This window comes from Marinobacter sp. F4216 (genome assembly GCF_019931195.1).
In the GTDB taxonomy this organism is placed as follows: Bacteria; Pseudomonadota; Gammaproteobacteria; order Pseudomonadales; family Oleiphilaceae; genus Marinobacter; species Marinobacter suaedae.
Genome location: NZ_JAIOUO010000004.1, coordinates 382,198 through 405,942, shown reverse-complemented (window position 1 = coordinate 405,942; position 23,745 = coordinate 382,198). Strand labels below are relative to the sequence as shown.

At 60.4% G+C, this 23,745-nt stretch carries 20 protein-coding genes; 12 read left to right on the top strand and 8 right to left on the bottom strand.

Annotated features, from left to right (window positions below; all coding sequences use genetic code 11):
• Nucleotides 1-18 precede the first annotated feature (18 nt).
• Nucleotides 19-2,943 carry a transporter substrate-binding domain-containing protein gene (locus K8I84_RS11295; protein WP_223794862.1) on the bottom strand — a complete coding sequence of 975 codons (2,925 nt, stop codon included), beginning with the start codon at nt 2,941-2,943 and terminating at the stop codon, nt 19-21.
• Nucleotides 2,944-3,108: 165 nt separating this feature from the next.
• Between K8I84_RS11295 and K8I84_RS11290 the strand changes: the two genes are divergently transcribed.
• Both K8I84_RS11290 and K8I84_RS11285 read left to right on the top strand, forming a co-directional pair.
• On the top strand, nt 3,109-3,867 hold the full coding sequence (locus tag K8I84_RS11290) for an ATP-binding protein (RefSeq protein ID WP_223794861.1): 759 nt from the start codon (nt 3,109-3,111) through the stop codon (nt 3,865-3,867).
• A 284-nt stretch (nt 3,868-4,151) separates the two neighbouring features.
• Entirely contained in the window at nt 4,152-5,219 is a 1,068-nt protein-coding gene (locus K8I84_RS11285; protein WP_223794860.1) for a BMP family ABC transporter substrate-binding protein, read from the top strand.
• Nucleotides 5,220-5,439: 220 nt separating this feature from the next.
• On the opposite strand, the gene K8I84_RS11280 is transcribed toward K8I84_RS11285, so the two are convergent.
• The 7 genes from K8I84_RS11280 to xdhA are packed head-to-tail and all read right to left on the bottom strand — an operon-like array spanning nt 5,440 to nt 13,557.
• Entirely contained in the window at nt 5,440-6,645 is a 1,206-nt protein-coding gene (locus K8I84_RS11280) for a urate hydroxylase PuuD (RefSeq protein ID WP_223794980.1), read from the bottom strand.
• A 3-nt stretch (nt 6,646-6,648) separates the two neighbouring features.
• Nucleotides 6,649-8,046 carry a guanine deaminase gene (guaD, locus tag K8I84_RS11275; RefSeq protein ID WP_223794859.1) on the bottom strand — a complete coding sequence of 466 codons (1,398 nt, stop codon included), beginning with the start codon at nt 8,044-8,046 and terminating at the stop codon, nt 6,649-6,651.
• Entirely contained in the window at nt 8,046-8,390 is a 345-nt protein-coding gene (uraH, locus tag K8I84_RS11270) for a hydroxyisourate hydrolase (RefSeq protein ID WP_223794858.1), read from the bottom strand. The genes guaD and uraH overlap by 1 nt, the downstream gene beginning before the upstream one ends.
• Nucleotides 8,387-8,887 carry a 2-oxo-4-hydroxy-4-carboxy-5-ureidoimidazoline decarboxylase gene (uraD, locus tag K8I84_RS11265; protein WP_223794857.1) on the bottom strand — a complete coding sequence of 167 codons (501 nt, stop codon included), beginning with the start codon at nt 8,885-8,887 and terminating at the stop codon, nt 8,387-8,389. The genes uraH and uraD overlap by 4 nt, the downstream gene beginning before the upstream one ends.
• On the bottom strand, nt 8,884-9,744 hold the full coding sequence (xdhC, locus tag K8I84_RS11260) for a xanthine dehydrogenase accessory protein XdhC (protein ID WP_223794856.1): 861 nt from the start codon (nt 9,742-9,744) through the stop codon (nt 8,884-8,886). Before xdhC ends, uraD begins: the two co-directional genes overlap by 4 nt.
• Nucleotides 9,744-12,098 (bottom strand): xanthine dehydrogenase molybdopterin binding subunit, encoded by a 2,355-nt coding sequence (xdhB, locus tag K8I84_RS11255; protein WP_223794855.1) that lies wholly within the window; start codon nt 12,096-12,098, stop codon nt 9,744-9,746. The genes xdhC and xdhB overlap by 1 nt, the downstream gene beginning before the upstream one ends.
• The gene (gene xdhA / locus K8I84_RS11250; RefSeq protein ID WP_223794854.1) at nt 12,091-13,557 is read right to left on the bottom strand and encodes a xanthine dehydrogenase small subunit; all 1,467 of its coding nucleotides are present in this window, start codon (nt 13,555-13,557) and stop codon (nt 12,091-12,093) included. Before xdhA ends, xdhB begins: the two co-directional genes overlap by 8 nt.
• A 224-nt stretch (nt 13,558-13,781) precedes the next feature.
• Between xdhA and K8I84_RS11245 the strand changes: the two genes are divergently transcribed.
• The 10 genes from K8I84_RS11245 (at nt 13,782) to K8I84_RS11200 (ending at nt 23,731) form a co-directional block, all read left to right on the top strand.
• A complete protein-coding gene (locus K8I84_RS11245) occupies nt 13,782-15,317 on the top strand; it encodes an ABC transporter ATP-binding protein (protein ID WP_223794853.1) in 1,536 nt (511 codons plus the stop codon).
• A complete protein-coding gene (locus K8I84_RS11240; RefSeq protein ID WP_223794852.1) occupies nt 15,304-16,410 on the top strand; it encodes an ABC transporter permease in 1,107 nt (368 codons plus the stop codon). The genes K8I84_RS11245 and K8I84_RS11240 overlap by 14 nt, the downstream gene beginning before the upstream one ends.
• Before the next feature lies 1 nt (nt 16,411).
• Nucleotides 16,412-17,332: an ABC transporter permease gene (locus K8I84_RS11235; RefSeq protein ID WP_223794851.1), complete on the top strand. Its 921-nt coding sequence runs from the start codon at nt 16,412-16,414 to the stop codon at nt 17,330-17,332.
• 60 nt (nt 17,333-17,392) lie between these two features.
• Complete coding sequence (locus K8I84_RS11230; protein ID WP_223794850.1) at nt 17,393-18,166, top strand: outer membrane protein OmpK; 774 nt, start codon at nt 17,393-17,395, stop codon at nt 18,164-18,166.
• A gap of 69 nt (nt 18,167-18,235) precedes the next feature.
• The gene (locus K8I84_RS11225) at nt 18,236-18,925 is read left to right on the top strand and encodes a TetR/AcrR family transcriptional regulator (protein WP_223794849.1); all 690 of its coding nucleotides are present in this window, start codon (nt 18,236-18,238) and stop codon (nt 18,923-18,925) included.
• A complete protein-coding gene (gene puuE, locus K8I84_RS11220; RefSeq protein ID WP_223794848.1) occupies nt 18,922-19,854 on the top strand; it encodes an allantoinase PuuE in 933 nt (310 codons plus the stop codon). The genes K8I84_RS11225 and puuE overlap by 4 nt, the downstream gene beginning before the upstream one ends.
• A 15-nt stretch (nt 19,855-19,869) precedes the next feature.
• Entirely contained in the window at nt 19,870-20,886 is a 1,017-nt protein-coding gene (gene alc / locus K8I84_RS11215; RefSeq protein ID WP_223794847.1) for an allantoicase, read from the top strand.
• Entirely contained in the window at nt 20,883-21,389 is a 507-nt protein-coding gene (locus tag K8I84_RS11210; protein WP_223794846.1) for an ureidoglycolate lyase, read from the top strand. Before alc ends, K8I84_RS11210 begins: the two co-directional genes overlap by 4 nt.
• Nucleotides 21,390-21,413: 24 nt before the next feature.
• On the top strand, nt 21,414-22,760 hold the full coding sequence (locus K8I84_RS11205) for an amidohydrolase family protein (protein ID WP_223794845.1): 1,347 nt from the start codon (nt 21,414-21,416) through the stop codon (nt 22,758-22,760).
• Between the two features lie 26 nt (nt 22,761-22,786).
• A complete protein-coding gene (locus K8I84_RS11200) occupies nt 22,787-23,731 on the top strand; it encodes an isopenicillin N synthase family dioxygenase (protein ID WP_223794844.1) in 945 nt (314 codons plus the stop codon).
• The last annotated feature ends 14 nt before the right edge of the window (nt 23,732-23,745 follow it).

The window sequence follows — 23,745 nt, the reverse complement described above, 5'->3', positions numbered from 1 at the left end:
CGGGGGCTCTGGAACCGCCTATTCTTTGACGGCGCGAGCCTCCAGTCGGTTCCGGCCATTCTGTTTGGCCTGATACAACGCCTGGTCCGCCAGTCGCAGGAATTCTGCGGGGGTGTCCGACGGGTCGGGAACGCCCGTTGCCAGGCCAATACTGATGGTCAGATGAATGGTCTTGCCGGAATAAACGGTTGCGCTGTCTGCTACCGCTTCGCGGAAGCGATCAAGCCGTTCGATGACTTCTTCCGGGTGATGGTAACTGGTGAAAATCACAAATTCCTCGCCACCAAAACGGGATAAGCGGTCGGTTTCCCGGCGAAAATTCCTCCGCATGACATCCGCCAGGGCAATCAGGCAGTGATCCCCGGCTTCGTGACCGTAGGTATCATTGATGGCTTTGAAGTGGTCCGCGTCGACCATGGCCACCGCCAGGCCGGTTTCGTTACGCTGGCACCACTGGAAGCTTTTGCGGAATTCCCGGTCAAAGTAGCTGCGGTTGCCAAGCTGGGTGAGGTCATCGGTGACGCTCAGGCGTGCCAGGGTATCGTTGGCAACGGCCAGTTCCCGGTTCAGCCGGTCCAGTTTTCGGTTCCAGTACACCAGCAACGAGGCGCCAATAAGGGCAATGGCCAGTACCTGCCATAACACGGTGTAATCCACCGACTGCTCGATACGAACATCTCGCCAGTAGCTTTCGAGGTTCCTTCGCTCCTCTGGTGACAGACTGGACACCACTTTCTGCATGATGCTCAGAAGTATCGCTTCGTCGTTTCGGGTGGCGACTGACAGAGACCAGTCGGCGGGGATGCGCCCGATCACCTTCAGGTCGGCCAGTCCCTGATCCTGCATGTGGTAACTGGCGGTGGGAAGTGTGGTGATGTAACCGGCCAGTTCATTTTCCTGCAGCAGTTTGAGTCCTACGCTTTCGTTCTCTACTTCAACCAGTTTCAGACTGGGATATCGGTATTTGAGCAGCTCGGCAAACGCGTAGCCCTTCACCACACCGATTTTTCTATTGCGGAGATCGCCCAATCCTTCGATGAAAGGCGTTTCAATGCGCCCCAGCACGATGTTCGGTACTTGCACATAGGGATCGGTGAAACTCAGGTAGCGCGAGCGCTCGGGTGTTTTCATGGCCAGGGGCAGCAGGTCGCACTCTCGCTCCTGCGCTGCTTCCAGGGTTTCCTGCCAGGACTTGGTGCGAACGAGCTTGAATCGAATCTGCGTCCGTTCGCTGAACATTCGCAGGGCCTCAGCGGACAAACCCGTGTGGTTCCCCGCCGAGTCAATGCCCTCCAAGGGCATCCAGTCGTGGTCAACACAGTAGGGCAGAGTGTACTCACGAGCTTCCAGCCACGCCTGTTCCTCGGTCGAAAGGTTCAGGTTCGAGGGCCCGGGAGTATTGATGTCCATTGACGCCCCAAGCCAGCGGTTCTCGATACTGCGCATTTCGGTGGTGCTGATGGACGCCATTGCCTTGTTGAGGATCTCAGCCAGGGGGTCAAGGCTGGTCTGGATGCCAAAGCGAAGGTCTTCACCGGTCTGATCCTCGAAGTTTACCTCTCCGGCGATTCGTACGCCGGGTATGTTGAGCTGTCGAACCCAGTAGTTTCCATTGGGCAGGGACGACAGCACTACATCTACCCGGTCATGTTCCAGCGCCTGGAACATGGCCTCCTGAGAGGTGAAAACCTTGACGGCGTCACCCAGAGCGTTTTTCAAATCCTTTTCATAGAAGATGCCCCCGGTAATAGCCACGTCGTAGCCCTTCAGGTCAGTGATGTTCGTCATTGAAACGCCGCCATCCCGGGTAAAGGCGACATTGGGAATGATGTAATAGGGATCGGTGAACTGGGTGAACGACAAGCGCTCCTGATCAAGGGACATGTTGGCCAGGATGTCGATCCGGCCCTCCCGGAACATGTTCAGAAGGTCGGACCACTGTCCGCTGACGGGGATGATCTGCAGGCCGGTCATCTCCGCCAGACGGTTGATGACATCCACAGAAAATCCCTGCAGCCTGCCACCCTCACGAAAACTGAAGGGGGCATAATCCTGTACAATGCCGACCCGGATCGGGCCAAGCTCCTGCAGGAATCGCTGCTCCCGATCGTTCAGCTGCATGGCGGGCCGGTCACCCACCTGGGCACCGCCAAACTCCTGCCAGCGCCGCAGCAGTTCTACCTTTCGGGATTCCGGGATTTTTTTCAGGGCGGTCTGGATGGTTTCGAAGAGTTCAGGTTGGTCCTTCTGCACGCCGATGCGCAGATCTTCCAGGGAACGCTGATTAAACGGTACGGCCCCGGTAACGTTCAGAAAATAGAAGCCGGCGGTGTCGGCATGGTATTCGAGACTGAGTCGCGGCCCGATGATGACGTCCACCCAGCCGAAGGCCAGCGCTCTCACCATGCTGGGTATGGAGTCGTAGGTCACCATATCGACGTCCTGGTCCTCCAGATAGGGCAGGTAAAACATGCTTTCAACAACACCCAGCCGGACTGCTTTCAGGTCATCAATGGATTCGATCGGGCCGGTGGGGCGACCGCTGTCTTCCATCATGTAGGTTTGCCGGATGTGATAGGGATCGGTAAACAGGACTTTGTCAGACAGGTAGCCCCGGTAGGAAATGGCGTCAATGGCATCGAGTTCGCCACGCACAAACGCCTCATAGAGTTCGGGCCAGCTGCCGGCTCGGAACTCGAATTCCAGTCCGCTGTTGAACGAGATCTCCCGGAGGATGTCCGCCGAATAGCCGGACAGTGCGCGGCCTTCCAGAAATGAGTAGGGGGCGTTGTCGGCCGTCACACCGATCGAAATTTTATCGCTTTCACCGACGGCCTCCGCCTGGGCAATGGACCACGGCCAGAGCAGTGCAGCGAGCACCAGACAGGTCGCCCAAAGCAGAGTGGAGAGGGTTGTATCATCGGGTAAGCGGCGGTCGCGCATTATTATGTAATTTGTTGGACACGGTTACGGAATCAGTGTAGTTGGTGCACAGGCCTTTGCCTAACGGCCTGGCCCCTGGCAAGGATCAGTAACAGCCTTCTACAACGCTTAGGGACTGATACGTTCCAAAAGGAAAAATGAGGCACCGGGAGGGTAGTGAGCGGTATGGAAAACATAGACTGGGTGACCACACCTGCGGCGATCTGGCGGCGTCACCGGGCAGGACTGCGCGCCATCAGACGGCTGGATCCGGTGCAGTGGGAAAACCTGAAGGGCATCGACCGGCAGAAGCACGCGCTGGCCAGGAACACCGAGCGTTTTCTGGCGGGAGAGCCCTCCAACAACGTGTTGCTCTGGGGTGCCAGGGGCACTGGCAAGTCGTCCCTGATCAAGGCGCTGCTGAATCGTTACCAGGGTGACGGCTTGCGTATGATCGAGGTGGACAAGGATGACCTGGTAAACCTGCCGGAAATTGTCGATGACCTGTGTGATCTGCGTTTCCGGTTTGTCATCTTCTGCGACGACCTGTCCTTCGATGTGGGAGAATCGGGCTACAAGGCACTGAAAAGCGTGCTGGAAGGTTCGCTGGAATTGCCTCCTGAGAATGTCCGGGTATTCGCCACCTCGAACCGTCGGCATCTGATGCCCGAGTTCATGTCCGATAACCTGCGAGGCGAGAGGCACGATGGCGAGCTTCATCCGGCCGAAGCAATTGAAGAGCAGTTGTCGCTGGCGGATCGGTTCGGGCTGCAACTGTCTTTTTATGCCTTCTCCCAGGATGTCTACCTGCAGGCCATTGATGCGTTGTTCCCGGATTTTCCTGACCGGGAAACACTTCATCGGGAGGCAATTCAGTTTGCGACCTCGCGGGGCGTCCGGAATGGTCGCACGGCGCAGCAGTTTTTCCGGCACTTTTCCGTTTAAACCGATGGGTTGCTGTGACCTGCTTTGACGCAAGCATCGGTGGAGAGTTGGGAGCGGCTCTGAGAGCCCTCCTTCGTCGGACTCATGCAGGGTGCGGTAGGGCTTTTACTGTGCCTCAAAGTAGTGCCGATGACCGGTGGAGCAAAGCAGCTGGTTAAATAAAATATTCAATAAAAACAGAGAAATAAAAAACCTGAATACTTGGCCAGCTTTTTGCTCCTACACTTGTAGTGATCCGCGCTGACGGAAACAGCAAAACGATAACCCTTTTAGGAGATGTATACATGAATCTGAAACCCGGCCTGGCCTTAGTTGCCTCCCTCGCCCTGTCTGCGGGTGCGATGGCGGAAGACCCCATGAAAGTCGGCTTCGTTTACGTTGGTCCCATTGGTGACCACGGCTGGAGCTATCAGCATGACCAGGGTCGTCTTGCCGTCGAGGAGCACTTCGGTGAGAAGGTGGAGACAACCTACGTTGAGAACGTAAGCGAAGGCGCAGACGCTGAGCGGACCATTCGCCGTCTGGCCCAGGCCGGCAACGATGTCATCTTCACCACATCCTTCGGGTTTATGAACCCGACGGCTCGGGTGGCGGAGCAGTTTCCGGACATCACCTTTCTGCATGCCACCGGTTACAAGCGTGCTGAGAACCTTGGCACCTACCTGTCTGTGACCTACGAGGGGCGTTACGTCACCGGTCTGGCAGCCGGCATGGTGACGGAAACCAACACGCTGGGCTACATCGCGTCCTTCCCGATTCCGGAAGTGATCCGCGACATCAACGCGGTGTACCTGGGTGCCAAAGAAGTAAACCCGGACATTGAACTCAAAGTGGTTTGGGTGAATACCTGGTTTGATCCGGCCAAGGAAGCCGACGCCGCCAGCGCTCTGATGGACCAGGGTGTGGACGTTATCGTCCAGCACACCGACAGCCCTGCACCTCTGATGGCGGCTGACAAGCGCGGCAAATGGGGTGTGGGCCAGGCGTCCGACATGCGCAAGTTCGGTGGTGACGCGCACCTGATGTCGGTGGTTAACGACTGGGCACCGTACTACATCGACACCGTTCAGTCGGTGATGGACGGCACCTGGGAGTCTCAGGACTACTGGGGTGGTATCTCTGAGGACGTGATCCAGATTGTTGGCGTCAGCGATCGTCTGACAGACGAGCAGAAGGCCAAGGTCGATGCGGCCATCGAAGCCATCGACAAGGGCGAACTCCATCCGTTCACCGGACCTCTGAAAGACCAGAGTGGCGAGTTGCGCGTGCCTGAAGGCGTGACCATGACCAACGAAGAGCTGGCAGGCATGAACTGGTACGTTGAGGGCATCACGGCTACGCTGCCGCAGTAAGCTTAATACGTTACCGAAAAGGCCGGCAGGTTTACCTGCCGGCCTTTTTTGTCGGGAGGCAGGCAGCAAGCCCGGGCCTGCCCACCTTCGACACTTGCTGACGGCGGTGAACAGGCTTTCGTGCGATATCTGACCAAGTGGTCAAATCCGACAGTCTGGGAAATCTTATGCGAAACGCACCATGGTGGTGCGATCAGGTGCTTCCATGCACTGAATTGGGCTAATCCACAGCTTGCTGGGCGTCGAGCCATTGGCCCAGTTGCTGACGCTCCTGTTCTGTCATCCCGGTGCTGTTGCCCAGCGGCATGTAATGGGAGAGAACCGCCGCCTGGCGAACTTTGTCGCTGAAGGTCATCACAAGCGACAGCTCATCCAGACGCACACCGGCCGGCGCCGACTGGAAGGCAGGATGGCTCGGGTTGGTGGCATGGCAGGCCAGGCAATGGGTTTCCACGATGGTGGTCACCGTGGCATCGTCGACCTGGGTCCCATTCTTTGCCATGGATGTGGAGCCCGGCGGGGCAATCACCCAGATCAGGAGCGCCGTCATCACGGCCGCGGTCACCAGGATGGACGGCCGGTTGATCTGGCGGTGGCGCAGGTTGAAGTAGTGGCGGGCAAACGCCGTGATGAAGCCGATGGCGGCGAGAATGGCCCAGCCATGGGGGTGCCCGTACAAGAGCGGATAATGGTTGCTGATCATGATGAACAGGACCGGCAGGGTAAGGTAGTTGTTGTGGGTCGAGCGCAGTTTGGCCAGTGCCGCCAGGCGAGTGACGCGCTCATCCGGTTCACGCCCCTGTTCCAGAACGCTGACCAGTGCGCGCTGGGACGGGACTATGCCCAGGAAAACGTTGGCCACCATAATGGTGCCTATCACGGCGCCCACATGGATGAACGCGCCCCGCCCGGAGAACACCTGGAACAGGCCCCAGTCCACCAGCACCAGAATGCCAAAGAGCAGCAGGCCAAAGACTTTCCCATTATCGGCCAGGGGGCTTCTGATCATGGCTTCGTAGACGGCCATAACAGCGACCAGCGTGCCCAGTCCAATCACGATACCGGTGGTGGTGGATATGTCGGCCCTGGCGGGATCAATCAGGTAACCGGTTGAGCCCAGGTAGTACACCAGAACCAACAGGGCCATGCCGCTGAGCCAGGTGCTGTAGGCTTCCCACTTGAACCAGTGCAGCTGCGTGGGCATCTGGTCGGGGCCAAGGTGGTACTTGGCCACTTCGTAGATACCGCCCCCATGGATGGCCCAGAGATCCCCCTTGATGCCCTGTTGCTTCTTCCATTCCGGCGGCTCCCGGAGATTGTTGTCCAGCCAGACGAAATAAAACGACGCCCCGATCCAGGCAATGCCGAAAATGACGTGTAGCCAGCGGACGATCAACCCCAGCCACTCGTAGAGGTACGCTTCCATCACTCAAATTCCTTGTGGGTACTCAGTGGCTGCCGGAATGGACGACGATTCGGGAAGAGCCGCAGTAGCCCGGTGATACCGGATGGTGCCGCTGATGGCCGTTGCCGCGATGGCCCGGTCGTCACCGAGGATCATCAGATTGAACAGGGTCTCGGCCAGCGTCTGGCAGTAGGGCGCTTTCATGGCCAGCAGGGGTGATGCGCTCTGGTCCAGCACAATGAAATCTGCCTGCTGACCGGCGCGGAAGTTACCAAACTCCTGGTCCCGATGCAGGACCCGGGCGTTTCCCAGTGTCGCCAGGTAGAACGCCTGCCAGGGCGTCAGTGTCTGGCCCCGCAGCCGGCACACTTTGTACGCTTCCGCCATGGTGGCCAGCATGGACAGGCTGGTGCCCCCGCCCACGTCAGACGCCAGTCCGACCTTCACCCCAGCGGAACGGGCACTCGCCAGATCGAACAGGCCGCTGCCAAGGAAGGTGTTGGACGTGGGGCAGAAAGCAATACGGCTGCCGGTTTCGGTCAGGCGCTGGCGGTCGCGATCGTTGATGTGGATGCCGTGGGCGAGCACAGTGTTGGCGCCGAGCAAGCCATAATGGTCGTAGACGTCGAGGTAACTGGAGCGATCCGGGAACAGCTCCCGGGTCCACTGGATTTCGCCCTCGTTCTCCGCCCAGTGGGTTTGTACCAGGACATCCGTGTGAGCCTGTGCAAGCTGGCCGGCCAGTTCCAGTTGTTCCGGACTGGAGGTGGCGGCAAAGCGCGGGGTGATGGCGTAACGCTGTCGCCCACGGTTATGCCATTTTTCCAGCAGTGCCAGGCTGTCGTCATAACTCGATCGAGCCGTGTCGGTCAGCGTGTCGGGGGCATGCCGGTCCATCATCACCTTGCCGGCGCTCATGGCCATACCCTGGTGCTCGGCCGCCTCGAACAGGGCATCCACGGACGCCGGATGAGAGGTACAGAAGATCAGGCCCGACGTGGTGCCATGGGCCAGCAGGAGCTGGATAAATTGATCGGCCTGTGTCCGGGCCCAGTCCCGGTCCGCAAAGCGGCTCTCGTGGGGGAAGGTGTAGTTTTCCAGCCAGTCCAGAAGCTGGGTGCCGTAACTGGCCATAACCGGAAGCTGGGGCATGTGCGCGTGGGTATCGATAAACCCGGGCATGAGCAGGCCACCGTCCCAGTCGGTCAGTCTGGTTGCGTTCGGCAGCCGGGGAAGCAGTGCCTCGGCGTCGCCCACCATTGCCACCTTGCCGTCGTGAACGAGCAGCAGGCCGTCCTCGAAGTATTCAATGCTGCCACTGGCCGGGTCACTGTCATTACCGGGATCGTCCAGGAAGTGAAGTACCGCACCGCGATGGGCCTCGATGCCTTCGGGCAGGGGGAGAGGGGCTGTGTTGGCCATCAGCTCCCCCTGTAGGTCGAGTAGCCCCACTGGTTGAGCAGCAGGGGAACGTGGTAATGGGCCCCGGTGTCGCTGACCTGAAAATCCAGGTTTACCTCCGGGAAAAAGGTGTCGAGCCCCTGTGCCTGATACCACTCGCCAGTCTGGAACCTCAGGCGATACTGGCCGGCTTCGAGGTCGCTAGCAAACCAGTCGGTAATGCGGCCGTCGTTATTGGTCCGGCCAGTGGCAACCAGCTGCTCCCGGGCTTCAGTGACTCGATACAGCACGACGGTCACACCGGTGGCGGGTTTGCCGCTGCCAAGGTCCAGTATGTGGGTCGTAATCGGGCTTTTGGCGGTCATACCAGTTTCTCCAGTCGCAGTTCCGTTATCTTGGCCTGTTCCTTCGCGGCGTTTTTCAGCTCTTCTTGCCGGGTGTTCGGTAGCCGGGCTTCGAGCAGGGTGAGCATCTCCATGGCGGATTTTCCCGTGGCGCAGACAATGAAAATGAAGCCGAATTTCTCCAGGTACTGGTCGTTGCCCGTTTTCAATCGGGCCAGAATCTCATCGGGTGCCGACTTGGCACCGGCCTGCTCGCCGCTGGCCAGCGCTTTGGTGTTGGCGTATTTGGCGCGCAGACTGTTTACGTCACCGATCTTCGGGTGAGCTTCGAAGGCCGCCAGCCAGTCGGCTTCGGAAAGGGTGGGCCAGAGCGATTGGCAGTGGTCGATCATGTCGTCCCGGCTGGCGTAGGGGCGACCGTCGATCATGCCCTGAATCCAGCCGGGTGCGGCACAGCACGACTGAAACAGGTCATAGGCCTGTTCGTGTGGCGCGAGGTTGAGTTCCTTGAGGCTCATTCCTGCAGTTCTCCGGCATCGTCGTTCTGAATCAGGCCACGCAGTTCCTTCCACGGCAGCCCACGCCGCGAGGACGGCTGACCCGGATTTGCACCAAGTGTCAGCAGCTCCGCGCAAATGGACACGGCTACTTCCATGGGGCGCTTGCCCGGAATGTCGGTGCGGCCCACGGGGCAGCGGACGGTACGGATCTGTTCGGGGCTGAAACCGCGGTGATCGAGCCGCTGGCGGAAACGGTCGGCCTTGGTGTCGGAGCCGATCAGCCCAATGCCCGCGCAGTTTCCGGCGGTGAGAAGGGCGCGGCAGAGATCGAAATCCAGCTGGTGCTTGTGGGTCAGGATCAGCGCCTGTTTGCCGCTGCAGAGTGCGGGCGCGTCACCCACCGGATCATCGGTGTGGTGAATGTGAATATTGTCGGGAATTTGTGCCGGGAACTGGTTCGCCCGCTCATCCACCCAGGTTACCCGCCAGGGGAGCTCCCCGAGTATGGATACCAGGGCCCGGGCCACATGGCCGGCGCCGAAGATCACCAGTTCCTGTTCGCAGCCGGGCTGGGCTTCCAGCAGGACCGATACACTGCCGCCGCAGCACTGGCCAAGGCGGGCGCCGAGGGGAAAATGAGCCAGTTCACTGGTGTAATCCCGGCGGGCGAGGCGTTCCCGGGCCTGAGCGCAAATTCGATACTCTAGGTGACCGCCGCCGATGGTGTCGTAACAGTGTTCGCCGGTCACCACCATCTTGCTGGCCGGCTCCCGGGGGACCGAGCCGGTGACGCCAAGCACGGTAACCAGCACATAGGGCTCACCCCGGGCTTCGCACTGCGCCACGGCCTGGTACCAGTTCAGACGACGTTCCATTACGCACTCTCCTTCCGGTCGGTCAGCCAGGCTTTGCTCGCGTTGACGGCAGCCAGGACACGCTCGGGCGTTGCCGGGGCGTCCAGAGGCGGGCTGAAACGGTAGTCCGTGAGACTGGACACCGCATCGCGAAGGGCGCTCCAGACCGAGATGGCCAGCATCAGTGGGGGTTCGCCGACGGCCTTGGAGTGGAACACGGTGGCCTCGTGGTTGGGGCTGTTCTCCAGCAAAGTGACTCGCAGATCGGGCGGGCAGTCGGACGCCGCCGGAATCTTGTAGGTGGCCGGGCCGGTGGTGAGCAGACGGCCTTCGTCGCTGTAGACCAGCTCCTCGGTGGTCAGCCAGCCCATGCCCTGGACGAAGCCGCCTTCGATCTGGCCCAGGTCAATATCTGGGTTCAGGGAGCGGCCGGCGTCGAACAGGATGTCGGTCCGGATGGCCCGGTACTCGCCGGTCAGGGTATCCAACACCACTTCCGAACAGGCCGCCGCGTGGGAGTAATACAGGAACGGGCGACCGGTGCCGGTGCTGGGGTCGTAGTGAATCTTTGGCGTCGCGTAGAAGCCAGAGGACGAGAGAGGGATCCGGTTCATGTAGGCGGTCTGGACAAACTCCGCCCAAGGGACCGAAAGCTTCCCCACCCGTACCCGGTTTTCCCCGAATACCACGTCGTCGGGTGCGACTGACCAGTGATCGCTGGCAAACCGGATCAGACCATCGAGAATCTTCTCGCAGGCATTCAGGGCCGCCATGCCATTCAGGTCGGAGCCGGAGGACGCGGCCGTCGGGGATGTGTTGGGGATCTTGTCGGTGCGTGTGGCGGAGACTTTGACTCGATCGATATCCACCTGGAAGGCAGAAGCCACCACCTGGGCCACCTTGATGTAGAGTCCCTGGCCCATCTCCGTGCCACCGTGGTTCACGTGAATGCTGCCGTCGGTGTAGACGTGCACCAGCGCGCCGGCCTGGTTCAGGTGCTTGGCGGTAAAGGAAATGCCGAACTTGACCGGGGTCAGCGCCAGGCCACGCTTGAGCACCGGGCTTGTGCGGTTGAAGTCCTCGATGTCGGACCGCCGCTGGCGGTAATCGGAACTGGCTTCCAGTCGCTCCAGAAGCTGGGGCAGAACATGCTGCTCGATGGTCTGGCCATAATGGGTGGTAGCCCGGCCGGGGCGGTACAGGTTACGTTTTCGGATATCGAGCGGGTCCTGGCCAAGATGGCGGGCAATATCGTCCATGGCCTGCTCGATGATCATCATGCCCTGAGGTCCGCCAAAACCGCGGAAGGCAGTGTTGGAGACCGTGTGGGTCTTGCAGCGGTGGCCGGTGACACGCGCCTGATCCAGGAAATAGGCGTTATCGGCATGGAACATGGCGCGGTCGACGATGGCGTCAGACAGGTCGGGCGAATACCCACAGCGGGCTGCGACCATAATATCGGCACCCCTGATGGTGCCGTCGTTATCGAAGCCGATGTCGTAGGTGTTCAGGAAGTCGTGGCGTTTCCCGGTCTGGATCATGTCATCCCCACGGGACAGCCGGTACTTCACCGGTCGGTTGGTGGCCCTGGCCAAAAGCGACGCGACACAGGCAAGCGCGGCGGCCTGGGTTTCCTTACCGCCGAAACCGCCACCCATTCTCCGGACTTCGGCCTGGACCTCGTGAATCGGCAGGCCCAGCACTTCAGCCACCAGTTTCTGCACCTCGGAGGGATGCTGGCTGGAGGTGTGCACGAACACCCCCCGGTCCTCGGTGGGTTCCACCAGGCACGCCTGACCTTCAAGGTACATGTGCTCTTGGCCGCCGACACGCTGATGGCCCTGAAGCCGGTTCGGCGCACCGGCAAGGGCGGTATCCGGATTGCCCCGGCACTGGGTCTGGGCGGGCCGCACAAACAGTTGTGCGTCCAGAGCCTGCTCGACCGTCACCGCTGCTGCCAGCGGTTCATATTCGACCTTCGCCAGGCGAGCGGCCTTGCGCGCTGCGTCATGGGAGGTGGCGGCGACCGCGAAAATCGGCTGGCCAATGTGTTCCACAAGGTCGTCGGCCAGTACCGGATCGCCGGGAAACACCGGGCCGATATCCAGGTGGCCGGGGACATCGCCGGCGGTGATGACCGCAACCACGCCCGGATACTGGCGAACCGCCTCCAGATCTATGGACACAATCCTGGCGTGGGCTTGTTCACTGTGGCCAACCGCTGCGTGCAGCAATCCCTGTGGTTCGGGCAGGTCGTCGATGTAACGGGCCTGTCCGCTCACGTGTTTCCACGCACTGTCGTGCCTGGCGCCCTGGCCTGCAAGCCCTTTGGCGCTGTGACGCGGTGTCGGGGTATTGAGGGGTAGTCTACGCATAGTCGGTCACCGTCAGAGCATCGCGGACAAGGGGGTCCGAAGCCAGCAGCGCGCGTTGAAGCAGGTTGCCCGCGACCTGCAAACGATAAGCTGCGGACGCGCGGACATCGCTCAGAGGGTTGAAATCACGGCCAAGTGCCTCGGCAGCGGCTTTTACGCTGGCCTCGTCCCAGCGGGCACCACGGAGTGCCGCTTCGGCCTCCCGTGCCCGTGCGGGGGTTGCGGCCATGCCGCCGAACGCCAGCCGGCAGTCGCTGACGATGCCGGCTTCCAAGTTGATCTTGAAGGCGCCGAGTACCGCAGAAATGTCGTCATCCAGGCGTTTGGATACTTTGTAAATGAAGAGTTTTTCGCCGGGCTTCGGCACCGGAATTCGTATCGAGTGGATGAACTCCCCGGGCTTGAGATCGGTTTGCTTGTAGTCATGGAAGAAGGCTTCCACCGGCAGTTTCCGTGCTCCGTCCGGGCCGTCCAGAACCAGTGTGGCGGCCAGGGCGATCAAGGGCGGGGACATGTCTCCGATGGGGGATGCATTGGCAATGTTTCCGCCCAGGGTGCCCCGGTTCCGGATCTGTAACGAGCCCAGGCGCTCCAGCATCGGATCGAAGGCGGGCCAGAGCTCCGACAAGGGCTTGCGGAATGCCTCGTAGGGTGTGGCGGCGCCGATCACCAGTTCGTCGTTGTCCCGGGTGCAGCCGTTGAGTTCGTGCACCCGTTCTACGCTGATGAGGTGATCGAGGGTTTGAAGTTGCTGGGTGATTTCCAGAGCCAGATCGGTACTGCCCGCCACAAGGCGGGATTCAGGGAATCGGGAACGTAGCTCACGGAGTTCGGCCAGGCTGGCGGGTGCATCGAAGCGGGGGCCGTCGTTCGCCGCCTTCAGGGTAATGCCGCCGGTGTGGATACTGGCCAAGGCATCGGCTGAGCGATCGCCTTTCAGGCCTGCCGCGGGATGCGAAGCGTCCGGGCTCCACGCCTGAACCATGGCATCGCGTCCGGCATCCACGATGGGACGGTAGCCAGTGCAGCGGCAAAGATTGCCCGACAAGGCTTCCAGCAGTTTGTGGTCGTCCGGTGTGGCTGACTGGTGGTTCGCGTGTAACGCGATCAGAGACATGATGATGCCCGGTGTACAGAAACCGCACTGGGCCCCGTGTTTTTCCATCATGCAGGTCTGAGCCGGATGGCCGGGCTCCTGCTGAAAGGCTTCCACCGTGATCAGTTCTTTGCCGTGCAGGCTGCCCAGTAACGTGATGCAGCTGTTAATCGCCTGATAGTGAATCTTGCCGGCTTGGTCAGGAGTTCCGGTAATGACAGTGCATGCGCCGCAATCACCGGAGGCACAGCCTTCCTTCGTGCCCGTGAGCCGCATTTTGGTGCGCAGCCACTCAAGAACGCTCAAGTTTGGGTCGGCTTGGTCAACTTTTTCCATTCGACCGTTCAGAAGGAATTCAATCACGGTTCTCTCCGGCATCACACTGTTTCAGGGGCCGTGTCTGGACTATCCGTCGGGCTGTCCCTGTCTCTTAAAGTTTAGTTGCAAAAAACTGACCAATCGGTTCAGTCCCATCATTTATAATGCCGTCGCTTAATTGGCAAGTTTATTGCTGACTGACTAAATATTGATTGATTGGTCAGTTTCTTTTGGGCCAAAAGAGAAGCAGGAATACCGCGGGGTTCTTTATGAGCGCGACACAGCGCCTGAAACTGGAAAACATCGTCAAGGAGTATCCGGGCTGCCGGGCGAACGATGGTATAGACCTGATTGTGGAAGCGGGTGAGATACATGCCTTGCTGGGCGAGAACGGTGCCGGCAAGAGTACGCTGATGAAAGTCATCTACGGCCTTGTCCAGCCGGACGAAGGGCAAATGTTCTGGAACGGCAAGCCGGTGCAGGTTGCCAACCCGGCGGAAGCCCGGGGCATGGGCATCGGCATGGTGTTCCAGCACTTCTCCCTGTTTGAAACCCTGACGGTGGCGGAAAACATAGCCCTTGGGTTACCCGCATACGAAGCACGGGACCGGGCGAAACTGGAAGAGCGAATCCGTGAGGTCTCCGCACACTACGGCATGGCACTGGACCCCCGGCGTTACGTGAGCACCCTGTCGGTCGGGGAGCGTCAGCGGGTTGAGATTGTTCGCTGCCTGATCCAGGAAAGTACGCTCCTGATCCTGGATGAGCCCACGTCCGTTCTGACGCCGCAGGAAGTGACCACGCTCTTTGCCACGCTGAGGAAGTTGTCTGCCGAGGGCTGCAGCATCCTGTTCATCAGCCACAAGCTCGAAGAAGTTCGGGCCCTGTGTGACAACGCCACGGTTCTGAGGCACGGGCGGGTCAGTGGCGACTGCCGTCCGGCCGAAATCTCAGCCACCGACATAGCCCGCTTGATGGTGGGGGAGGACACCCCCATTTCGACCCGGGTCACCAGCGCACAGCCGGGCGAGCTGCTGCTGGAGGCGAAAAACCTGAGCTGGCGATGCGATGACCCTTTTGGCACCAGTCTGAACAAGGTGAGCTTCAATTTACGCCGGGGTGAGATCGTCGGTATTGCCGGCGTGGCAGGAAATGGACAGGACGAGTTGCTCAAAGCGCTGTCCGGCGAGGTGCGGGTGGATGCCGGCAGCCTGGAGTTTGATGGCCGGCGCATTGAAACGCTGACCCCGGATCAGCGCCGGGGCAGTGGTGTTGCTATTGTGCCGGAAGAGCGCCTCGGTCGTGGCGCGGTACCGGGCATGACGCTGGCGGATAACGCCTTGCTGACGGCGTCCGGACAGGGCCTTGTCCAGAAAGGCATGATCCGGTTCGGTCGGGTCCGGGAATTCTGCCGCAACGTCATCGATCGTTTTGATGTCCGCTGCAATGGCGAAACCAGCACCGCCGGCAGCCTGTCCGGCGGCAACCTCCAGAAATACATCATTGGTCGCGAAGCGCTGCAGAATCCCAAGCTGCTGGTGGCCTCCCACCCGACCTGGGGCGTGGATGTCGGCTCGGCCGTGGCCATTCATGAAGCGCTGATACGCTTGCGGGATGAAGGTGCGGCGATTCTGCTGATCTCCGAGGATCTGGACGAGCTGTATCAGCTCTGTAATCGCATGGGCGCCCTGTGTGGCGGCCGGCTATCGCCCCTTGCCGAGGCGTCGGATTTGAGTATCGAGCAGCTGGGGCAATGGATGGCGGGTGAGTTCGGATCCGAGGAGGCCAGCCATGTTGCAGCTTGAGCGTCGTCCCGTTGATTCCGCACTGATGCGCTGGGCCTCGCCCGTGCTGGCGTTGGTGCTGACCGTGATTACCGGCTTCGTCCTGTTCCTAGCCATGGGCAGGGACCCGGTCGAAGGTCTGCGTTTCTTCTTCATTACCCCCATCAGCGATGTGATCGGGCTGGCGGAACTTGGCCTCAAGATGGCACCGCTTCTTCTGTGCGCGGCCGGTCTGACCGTCTGTTACCGGGCAAGGCTCTGGAACATCGGTGCGGAAGGGCACTTCCTCATGGGAGCGCTGGGGGCCAGTGTGGTCGCCGTGCAGTTCCTGGAGGCCGATGGTTTCTGGGTCCTGCCTCTGGTTCTGCTGGCGGGTGTGCTGGCTGGCGTCCTGTGGGCGGCCATTGCCGCCGGTCTCAAGACCCACCTGCACTGCAATGAAATCCTGACAACCATCATGCTCAACTACATTGCCCTGAACTTCCTGCTGTATGCGGTGCATGGTCCGCTGAAAGACCCTTACGGCTTTGGCTTCCCCCAGTCCGTGATGTTCGGTGATTCCTCGCTCCTGCCGGCTCTGATACCCGGGACCCGGCTGCACATCGGTCTGGCGTTTGGCTTGCTGGCTGCGGTGGCGGTCTGGGTGATGTTCGCCCGCAGTTTTGTTGGTTTTCAGCTCAACGTCATCGGGCAGGATCACCGTGCTGCGGATTTTGCCGGCTTCAGTGCCCGGCGGCTGACCTGGCTTGCCTTCCTGGTCGGTGGTGCCACAGCCGGTCTGGCCGGCGCCTCGGAGGTAACCGGGCCCATCGGTCAGCTGGTTCCGCAAGTCTCTCCGGGTTATGGCTATACCGCGATCATTGTCGTGTTCCTCGGGCGCATGCACGCCCTCGGCATCATCGCAGCCAGTGCGCTACTGGCACTGACCTTCCTGGGTGGCGAAATGCTGCAAATCGCCATGAACATGCCCAAGGCGGTGACCGGCCTGTTCCAGGGACTGCTGCTGTTCTATCTGCTCACCTGTGACGCGCTGATCCATTACCGGATTCGATTCCGGCACCGCGCCCGTGAGTCGAAAGTGATGACACCATCTACTGCAGCCGGGGAGGCCTGAGATGGAAATGTTGACCAATATCCTCGCTGCCACCGTGGTCGCGGGTACCCCCCTGCTGCTGGTTGCGCTGGGTGAATTGATTTGTGAGCGCTCGGGGATTCTGAACTTGGGCCAGGAAGGCATGATGCTGATGGGGGCGGTGGCAGGCTTTATTGCCGCGTTGAGCTCCGGTAGCTTGCTGGTTGGCCTGATTGCGGCCATTGCCACCGGGGTGGCCATGTCACTTTTCTTTGGCTTCATGGCGATAACCCTGGCGGCTAACCAGTATGCCGCCGGGCTGGCCCTGACCATTTTCGGCACGGGCCTGAGTGCCTTCGTAGGTTCTGGCTTTGTGGGCAACTCCATTGAAGGGTTTACCCGTGTCGCCATACCCGTGCTCAGTGATATTCCGGTGATTGGCCGGGTTCTGTTTGATCAGGATCCGCTGGTCTATGTGTCCTTCATTGCCTGTGCGGGTGTTGCGTTCTTTATCAGTCGTACACGAGGCGGGCTGATTCTCCGGGCCGTGGGTGAAGATCCCGACGCGGCTAACGCAAACGGACTCAAGGTGCAGGCCGTGCGTTACATGGCGGTGGCGTTTGGCGGTGGTATGGCTGGTCTGGCCGGTGCCTACCTGTCACTGGCTTACACCCCGATGTGGACCGAGAACATGACGGCTGGCCGGGGCTGGATCGCCCTCGCGCTGGTGGTCTTTGCCACCTGGCGCCCGGGCCGCCTGCTGCTGGGCGCCTATCTGTTTGGCGCCGCCAGTATCCTGCATCTGGTGCTGCAGGGGCTGGGCTGGAACAGCCCCACCGAACTGCTGGCGATGCTGCCTTATGTGGTCACGATTCTGATGCTGGTTCTGTTGTCCTGGGACCCGGCGCGTACCCGGTTGAACACCCCTCTTTCGCTTGGCCAGCCCTACCGGCCAAGCCACTGACAATAAGAAAGTGCGAGCCCAACAACGACTCCAACAGACAGTAATTACCAAGGAATTTCCATGACTGCATTTCGTAAGACACTCATTGCCGGTTGCGTCGCGGCTGCTGTTGCACCTTCTGCTTACGCCGAGAAGTATTTTGGCGGGTCCAGTATTAGTCTTCTGCACAGTGACCAGTACCAGGGCGTCGAGTTCGATCCTGCCGGTAACGGTGGCAAAGAAGTCGAAGCGACCGTGTTCACCTTTGAAAATGCTACCGCCCACAACTGGGGTGGCACCTTCTTCTTCATCGACCGCACTCAGGGTCAGGGTGACATTGCGGACGAAGACGAAACCTACGGCGAATTCGCGCCGACGCTGAGCGGCAGTTGGCTGACCGGCGCCGACCTCAGTGCCGGAGCGGTGAAGGATGTGTTCCTGGGTGCTCAGTACGAGTTCGGCGGCAGTACAGAGGTAGACAACTACATGGCAGGCGTCGGTCTGGCATGGGACCTGCCGGGCTTCCTGTTCTTCACCACCGGCTTCTATTACGTGGATAACGAGCAGATCAGCGATGACCTCCAGCTGACCGTCGCCTGGGCTGCGCCCTTCGCAGTAGGCCCGGCCAGGTTCTTGGTGGATGGCTACATCGACTGGTCTACCGCCGAAGATGACCACGAATCCGAGTTCCAGTTCGTGCCGCAGGTCAAGCTGGACGTGAGCAATTTCTGGGGCGCGCCGGGCGTGCTCTATGCGGGCATTGAGTATCAGTACTGGAACAACAAGTATGGTCTGGGTGATGAGCTGATCGACACCCAGAGTTCCATCAGTGCGCTGGCTCAGTTCCACTTCTGATCTGGCCAGGGAATCCGGCCGGTTTCATCAGCCGGATTCCCGACGACATGGACGACGGGTGAGAATGTCATGACCGATCATTCAGTTGCCGATGCCGGCCTCGACACCCCCGATGATATCGGGGGTAACGGACGTAAGTACCGACCGGGCAGAATCCGCGAGCGGAATCGGGAAAAGATTCTGCAGGCAGCCGAACAGGAGTTCGCCCTCCACGGATACAAGGGGGCGACGATCCAGAGCATCGCGGAAAGGGCAGACCTGCCCAAATCCAACGTCCTGTACTATTTCAGTAACAAGGACCGGATATACAGCGCGATGCTTGATGACATTCTGGGGCGCTGGAACCAGGTGTTTTCCGATATTCGCCCCGAGGACGATCCGGCCAGGGCACTGGCCAGCTTCATCCGCGCCAAGGTGGAAATGTCCCGGCAATTTCCGTTGGCATCGCGTCTGTTTGCCACCGAAATCATTCAGGGCGCACCGTTTCTGATGGATCACCTGCGAACGGATCTGCGGGAGTGGGTCCGGGGCAGGGCGGCTGTTATCCAGCAGTGGATCGACGAGGGCAGAATGGCGCCGGTGGATCCGGTGCAGCTGATTTTCCTGATCTGGTCATCCACCCAACATTACGCCGACTTCCAGGTGCAGATCCTGATGGTGGAGAACAAGGCAGAATATGAGCAACGGGATTTTGATCACGCTGCCGAGTTCCTCATTGACGTCATCCTGCGTGGCTGCGGCCTTGAGAAACCAGCATGAATGAAGAGTACTCCTATCCGCGGGATATGCTGGGCTACGGCGCCCAGCCGCCCCATGCCCAGTGGCCGGGTAAGGCCCGGATCGCCGTCCAGTTTGTCCTGAATTACGAAGAGGGCGGCGAGAACTGTGTGCTGCACGGTGACGAGCACTCGGAAACCTTCCTGTCCGAGATCATTGGTGCCGAGGCTTACCGGGACCGGCACATGAGCATGGAGTCGATGTACGAATACGGCTCTCGTGCCGGCGTCTGGCGGATTTTGCGGGAGTTTCGCCGGCGCGGACTGCCGCTGACCGTGTTCGGTGTCACCATGGCCATGGCCCGAAATCCCGACGTCGTCAAGGCGTTCATGGACGATGGCCACGAGATTGCCTGTCACGGGTTACGCTGGATCCACTATCAGGACATGAGCGAGTCCGGCGAGCGTCGATACCTGCAGGCGGCTATTGAGCAGCATACCCGTTTGACCGGCGAGCCTCCCCTGGGCTGGTACACCGGGCGTGACAGTCCCAATACCCGCAGGCTGGTGGTCGAGCAGGGCGGATTCGAATACGACAGCGACTACTACGGTGACGATCTGCCCTTCTGGACGACGGTAGAAACGTCGGAGGGGGCGGTAAAACCGCATCTTGTCGTGCCCTATACTCTGGATGCCAACGACATGCGCTTCGCCTCGCCCCAGGGCTTCAATTCCGGAGAGCAGTTCTTCCAGTACCTCCGGGACAGCTTCGACGTCCTTTACGAAGAGGGGGCCGAGAGCCCGAAAATGATGTCGGTCGGGCTGCACTGTCGGCTTGTGGGTCGTCCCGGCCGATTCCGGGCACTGCAACGTTTCCTTGATTACATCCAGTCCCACGAACAGGTCTGGGTGTGCCGTCGTATCGATATCGCCCGCCACTGGAAAAAGGTACACCCTTACCAGCCTGACTGACCCGGGAGACAAAGAATGAGTGATTTTGTGGTGGCTCCTGCCGTTGAAGGCCCCGACTTTACCCGCCAGGGCCTGAACCTGGCCGACGCCAGCCTTGGTGCTGAGGTGCTCTGGGTGACCGACGAGTTCTTTGCGCCTCGGGAGCGCATGCTGAACCCCGGTCAGCCGGTGTTCTACCCGGACAAATATGACGATCACGGCAAGTGGATGGATGGCTGGGAAACCCGCCGCCGTCGCACCACGGGGCACGACTGGTGCGTAATACGTCTGGCACTGCCCGGCATCCTGACGGGCGTGGATTTCGATACCAGCTTCTTTACCGGTAACTTTCCCCCGGCGGCGGCCCTGGAGGGCTGCTATTGCCCGGATGGCGACCCCGATGAACACGCTGACTGGCAGACACTGGTGCCAGCGACCGAGTTGAACGGTAACGATCACCGGTTTTGCGAGATTCGCTTCAATCAGCCCTGCACCCATGTGCGCCTGCATCTCTACCCCGACGGTGGCATGGCGCGCCTGCGGGTGTATGGCAAAGCCTTCTGTGACTGGTCCGGGCTGGCTGTCAGTGAGACTCTGAACCTGCTGGCGCTGGAGCACGGGGCCGACCAGGTGGCGTGGAGCGATGCCCATTACGGCGAGCCCCGAAAACTCCTGCGACCGGGCCGTGGCGTGAACATGGGGGATGGCTGGGAAACCCGTCGCCGGCGGGAGCCGGGCAACGACTGGTGCATTCTGGCACTCGGTCACAAGGGCATCGCCCAGCGGATAGAAGTGGACACCGCCCATTTCAAAGGTAACTTCCCGGCCGCCTGCAGCATCCAGGCTGCCTGTGTGGACGCGGGCACCCCGCAGTCCATCAAAACCCAGAGCATGTTCTGGCATACCCTGATGGAAGAGCAGCCGCTGACTGCGGACAGCGTCCACGAATTTCTCACACTGAACAGTCTGGGGCCCATCACCCACATCCGCTTTAACATCATTCCGGATGGCGGCGTCAGCCGGCTTCGTTTGTTCGGGAAGCCGGTGCCATGAGCCACCCCAGAGAGCTTTGGGTTCAGCCACTGACGGCGAGTGCCTTTGCACCCTTTGGTCAGGTAATTGAGGAAGATGCCGCCAGGGCGTTTCCCATCAACCAGGGTCGCACCGAGCGCTTCCATGCCCTGGCGCAGGTTGAAGCATTGGGGGAGGGGGCTCAGGGAATCCTGTCCATCTTTCGCGGCCAGCCGCTGAACCCCCTCGTCATTACCATGATGGAGCGGCATCCACAGGGCAGTCAGGCTTTCGTACCCCTCAGAGGGCAGCCGTTTCTTGCGGTTGTTGCTCCGCCGGGAGATTTGGATGAATCCAGAGTTAAGGCGTTCCTGGTTCAAGGCCATCAAGGTGTGAATTACCTGGCTGGCACCTGGCACGCCCCCTTGCTGCCTCTGCAACCGGACTCGGAGTACCTGGTGGTGGATCGCCAGGGGCCGGGAAACAATTGCGATGAGCATGTTCTTTCCCAGCCCATCGTTCCAGTCTTGCCGGACGGGGCATGAGCCCGGTCAGTATCAGGAGAAACTATGTCTAGCTTTGCCATTCGCCACGCGGCTGTGTTCACGGTGGATCCGGAAAACCGGGTCATTCCGGATGGCACCGTGGTTGTGGAAAACGGTGTCATCACCCAGACCGGCGATGATCGGGAGGTCACCATTCCTGAAGGCTGCGAGGTTGTGGATGGACGCGGCCATGCCCTGATGCCGGGGTTGATTGACAGTCACTCCCACTCAAGCCTGATGCGCGGTGTCACCGAAAACATGCAGCTGATGGACTGGCTGCCGTGGTACCAGCTGGAACACCGGGCAATGACCGAGGAATTTGCCTACCACTCGGCGCGCCTGTGTTACCTGGAGGCCCTGCAGTCCGGCACCACCTGTGTGATGGACATGTTTCGCTACATGGACCGCTGCGCGGATGCGGCCGGCGAGCTGGGCCTCAGGGTTCATCTGGCCCCCTATGTGGCGGACCGCCCTGGTAAGGATTTCTTCTCAACTCGGGAGGAAAACCGCCGGCTGATCCGAAGCCACCACGACAGCCAGAGTGGGCGGGTAAAGGTATGGATGGGGCTGGAGCACCTGTTCTACTGCACCGAAGACGCCTACCGCGAGGCGGTGCAGCTCAGCAAGGAATACGGCGTGGGTATTCACACCCACGCCTGTGAGCAAAAGGAAGAAGAGCAGGCGGTGACCGCAGAGTTTGGTCGCCGATCCCTGGCGGTGCTCGACAGCTACGGCATTCTTGGCGAGCGAACCTTGCTGGCCCATTGTGTCTGGCTGAATCCGGAGGAAATTACCCGGGTCGCCGACACCGGAACCAGCATTGCCCATTGTCCGGTTTCCAACGCCAAGCTGGCCAGCGGTGTGGCACCTGTGCCGGAAATGCTGGCGGCCGGCATTAATGTGGGGTTGGGTACCGATGGCCCGGTCTGCAATAACAGCCTGAACCTGTTCGAGGAAATGAAGTTTGCGTCGCTGATCCAGAAGGCCAGCCGGCTGGACGCCATGGCCCTGCCGGCGGACCAGATTTTGCGGATGGCCACCATCAATGGCGCCAGGGCCCTGGGAATAGATAACGAAGTGGGTTCCCTTGAGGTGGGCAAGAAGGCCGACCTGCTGCTGCTAAGGCTGGACCGGGCCAACCTGACGCCCTACAGCGTCAACGAGCAGGGCGGAAATGTGCTCTGGAACCTGGTGTTTGCCGCCGACAAGAGCAACGTGGCGGGTGTCTGGGTCGATGGCCGCCGCTTGATCCAGGACAGTGAGAGTACGCAGGTAAACCAGCATACTCTGATCACCGAGGCCCAGAGTCAGGGACTGGCCCTGCACCAGGCCTGCCGGGACCTATCCCACACCCGAATTGCAATGAATTGATTAACAGAAACATCCGGAGAACCTGAATGTCTTCATTACCCATCATTTCGCTGACCGGCCTGATGAGCGACGACCTGGAGCAGCGCAAAGAAACGGCCGCCGAACTGGGCCGTGCCTGCCGGGAGGTCGGCTTTTTCTACGTGAAGGATCACGGTATCCCGGCGTCGGTTTCCGAGGGAGCCTTTGAACTTGCCCGGCAGCTGTTTGCCTTGCCGCAAGACCAGAAGCAGGCCATGTCCATCAAGAACTCGCCCCATAACCGGGGCTATGTGGCGATGGCGGATGAGAAGCTCAACCCGGAATCCGGTGCGGACATGAAGGAAGGCTTCAACATTGGTACCGATTTCCCGGCCGATCACCCGGATGTGCTGGCGGGCAAACCGTTCCGCGGTGTGAACTTCTGGCCGGAGATCGACGGCTGGCGGGAGCGTGCACTGGAATACTTCAACGCCTGCCTGGACATGGGGCGGGTCATCCATCGGGGCCTGAGCCTCGATCTGGGCTGCCCCGAGGACTTCTTCGAGCCTCATCTGAAAGAGCCGATCGCGACCCTGCGCATGCTCCGTTACCCCGCCAGTGCGGGTCAGATCGACAGGCAGGACGGTGGCGCAGGCACCCACACCGACTATGGCAACATCACCATCCTGGCGACCGATAAAGTGGCGGGCCTGGAAGTGTCCAATCGTCAGGGCGAATGGATTCAGGCACCCCACGTACCGGGCGCCTTTGTCTGCAACATCGGTGACTGCCTGATGCGCTGGAGCAACGACGTGTATGTATCCACCCCGCACCGGGTGCGCCCACCTGAAAGCGAGCGCTATTCCATCCCATTCTTCCTGGAAGTGGGGCCGGAATCGGTGGTGGACCCACGGGACATCGCGCCAGACGACACCCCCAAGTACGAGCCCATTGCCTTCGCCGATTATCTGGCGTCACGACTGAACGCCACCTACGATCATCGGGCCGACTGAGGTTCGGGCTGATT

Excerpts from the sequence above, each read along its gene's own strand:
- K8I84_RS11295 (WP_223794862.1), bottom strand. The coding sequence starts at position 2,943 with ATGCGCGACCGCCGCTTACCCGATGATACAACCCTCTCCACTCTGCTT.
- K8I84_RS11290 (WP_223794861.1), top strand. The coding sequence starts at position 3,109 with ATGGAAAACATAGACTGGGTGACCACACCTGCGGCGATCTGGCGGCGT.
- K8I84_RS11285 (WP_223794860.1), top strand. The coding sequence starts at position 4,152 with ATGAATCTGAAACCCGGCCTGGCCTTAGTTGCCTCCCTCGCCCTGTCT.
- K8I84_RS11280 (WP_223794980.1), bottom strand. The coding sequence starts at position 6,645 with ATGGAAGCGTACCTCTACGAGTGGCTGGGGTTGATCGTCCGCTGGCTA.
- guaD (WP_223794859.1), bottom strand. The coding sequence starts at position 8,046 with ATGGCCAACACAGCCCCTCTCCCCCTGCCCGAAGGCATCGAGGCCCAT.
- uraH (WP_223794858.1), bottom strand. The coding sequence starts at position 8,390 with ATGACCGCCAAAAGCCCGATTACGACCCACATACTGGACCTTGGCAGC.
- uraD (WP_223794857.1), bottom strand. The coding sequence starts at position 8,887 with ATGAGCCTCAAGGAACTCAACCTCGCGCCACACGAACAGGCCTATGAC.
- xdhC (WP_223794856.1), bottom strand. The coding sequence starts at position 9,744 with ATGGAACGTCGTCTGAACTGGTACCAGGCCGTGGCGCAGTGCGAAGCC.
- xdhB (WP_223794855.1), bottom strand. The coding sequence starts at position 12,098 with ATGCGTAGACTACCCCTCAATACCCCGACACCGCGTCACAGCGCCAAA.
- K8I84_RS11245 (WP_223794853.1), top strand. The coding sequence starts at position 13,782 with ATGAGCGCGACACAGCGCCTGAAACTGGAAAACATCGTCAAGGAGTAT.
- K8I84_RS11240 (WP_223794852.1), top strand. The coding sequence starts at position 15,304 with ATGTTGCAGCTTGAGCGTCGTCCCGTTGATTCCGCACTGATGCGCTGG.
- K8I84_RS11235 (WP_223794851.1), top strand. The coding sequence starts at position 16,412 with ATGGAAATGTTGACCAATATCCTCGCTGCCACCGTGGTCGCGGGTACC.
- K8I84_RS11230 (WP_223794850.1), top strand. The coding sequence starts at position 17,393 with ATGACTGCATTTCGTAAGACACTCATTGCCGGTTGCGTCGCGGCTGCT.
- K8I84_RS11225 (WP_223794849.1), top strand. The coding sequence starts at position 18,236 with ATGACCGATCATTCAGTTGCCGATGCCGGCCTCGACACCCCCGATGAT.
- puuE (WP_223794848.1), top strand. The coding sequence starts at position 18,922 with ATGAATGAAGAGTACTCCTATCCGCGGGATATGCTGGGCTACGGCGCC.
- alc (WP_223794847.1), top strand. The coding sequence starts at position 19,870 with ATGAGTGATTTTGTGGTGGCTCCTGCCGTTGAAGGCCCCGACTTTACC.
- K8I84_RS11210 (WP_223794846.1), top strand. The coding sequence starts at position 20,883 with ATGAGCCACCCCAGAGAGCTTTGGGTTCAGCCACTGACGGCGAGTGCC.
- K8I84_RS11205 (WP_223794845.1), top strand. The coding sequence starts at position 21,414 with ATGTCTAGCTTTGCCATTCGCCACGCGGCTGTGTTCACGGTGGATCCG.
- K8I84_RS11200 (WP_223794844.1), top strand. The coding sequence starts at position 22,787 with ATGTCTTCATTACCCATCATTTCGCTGACCGGCCTGATGAGCGACGAC.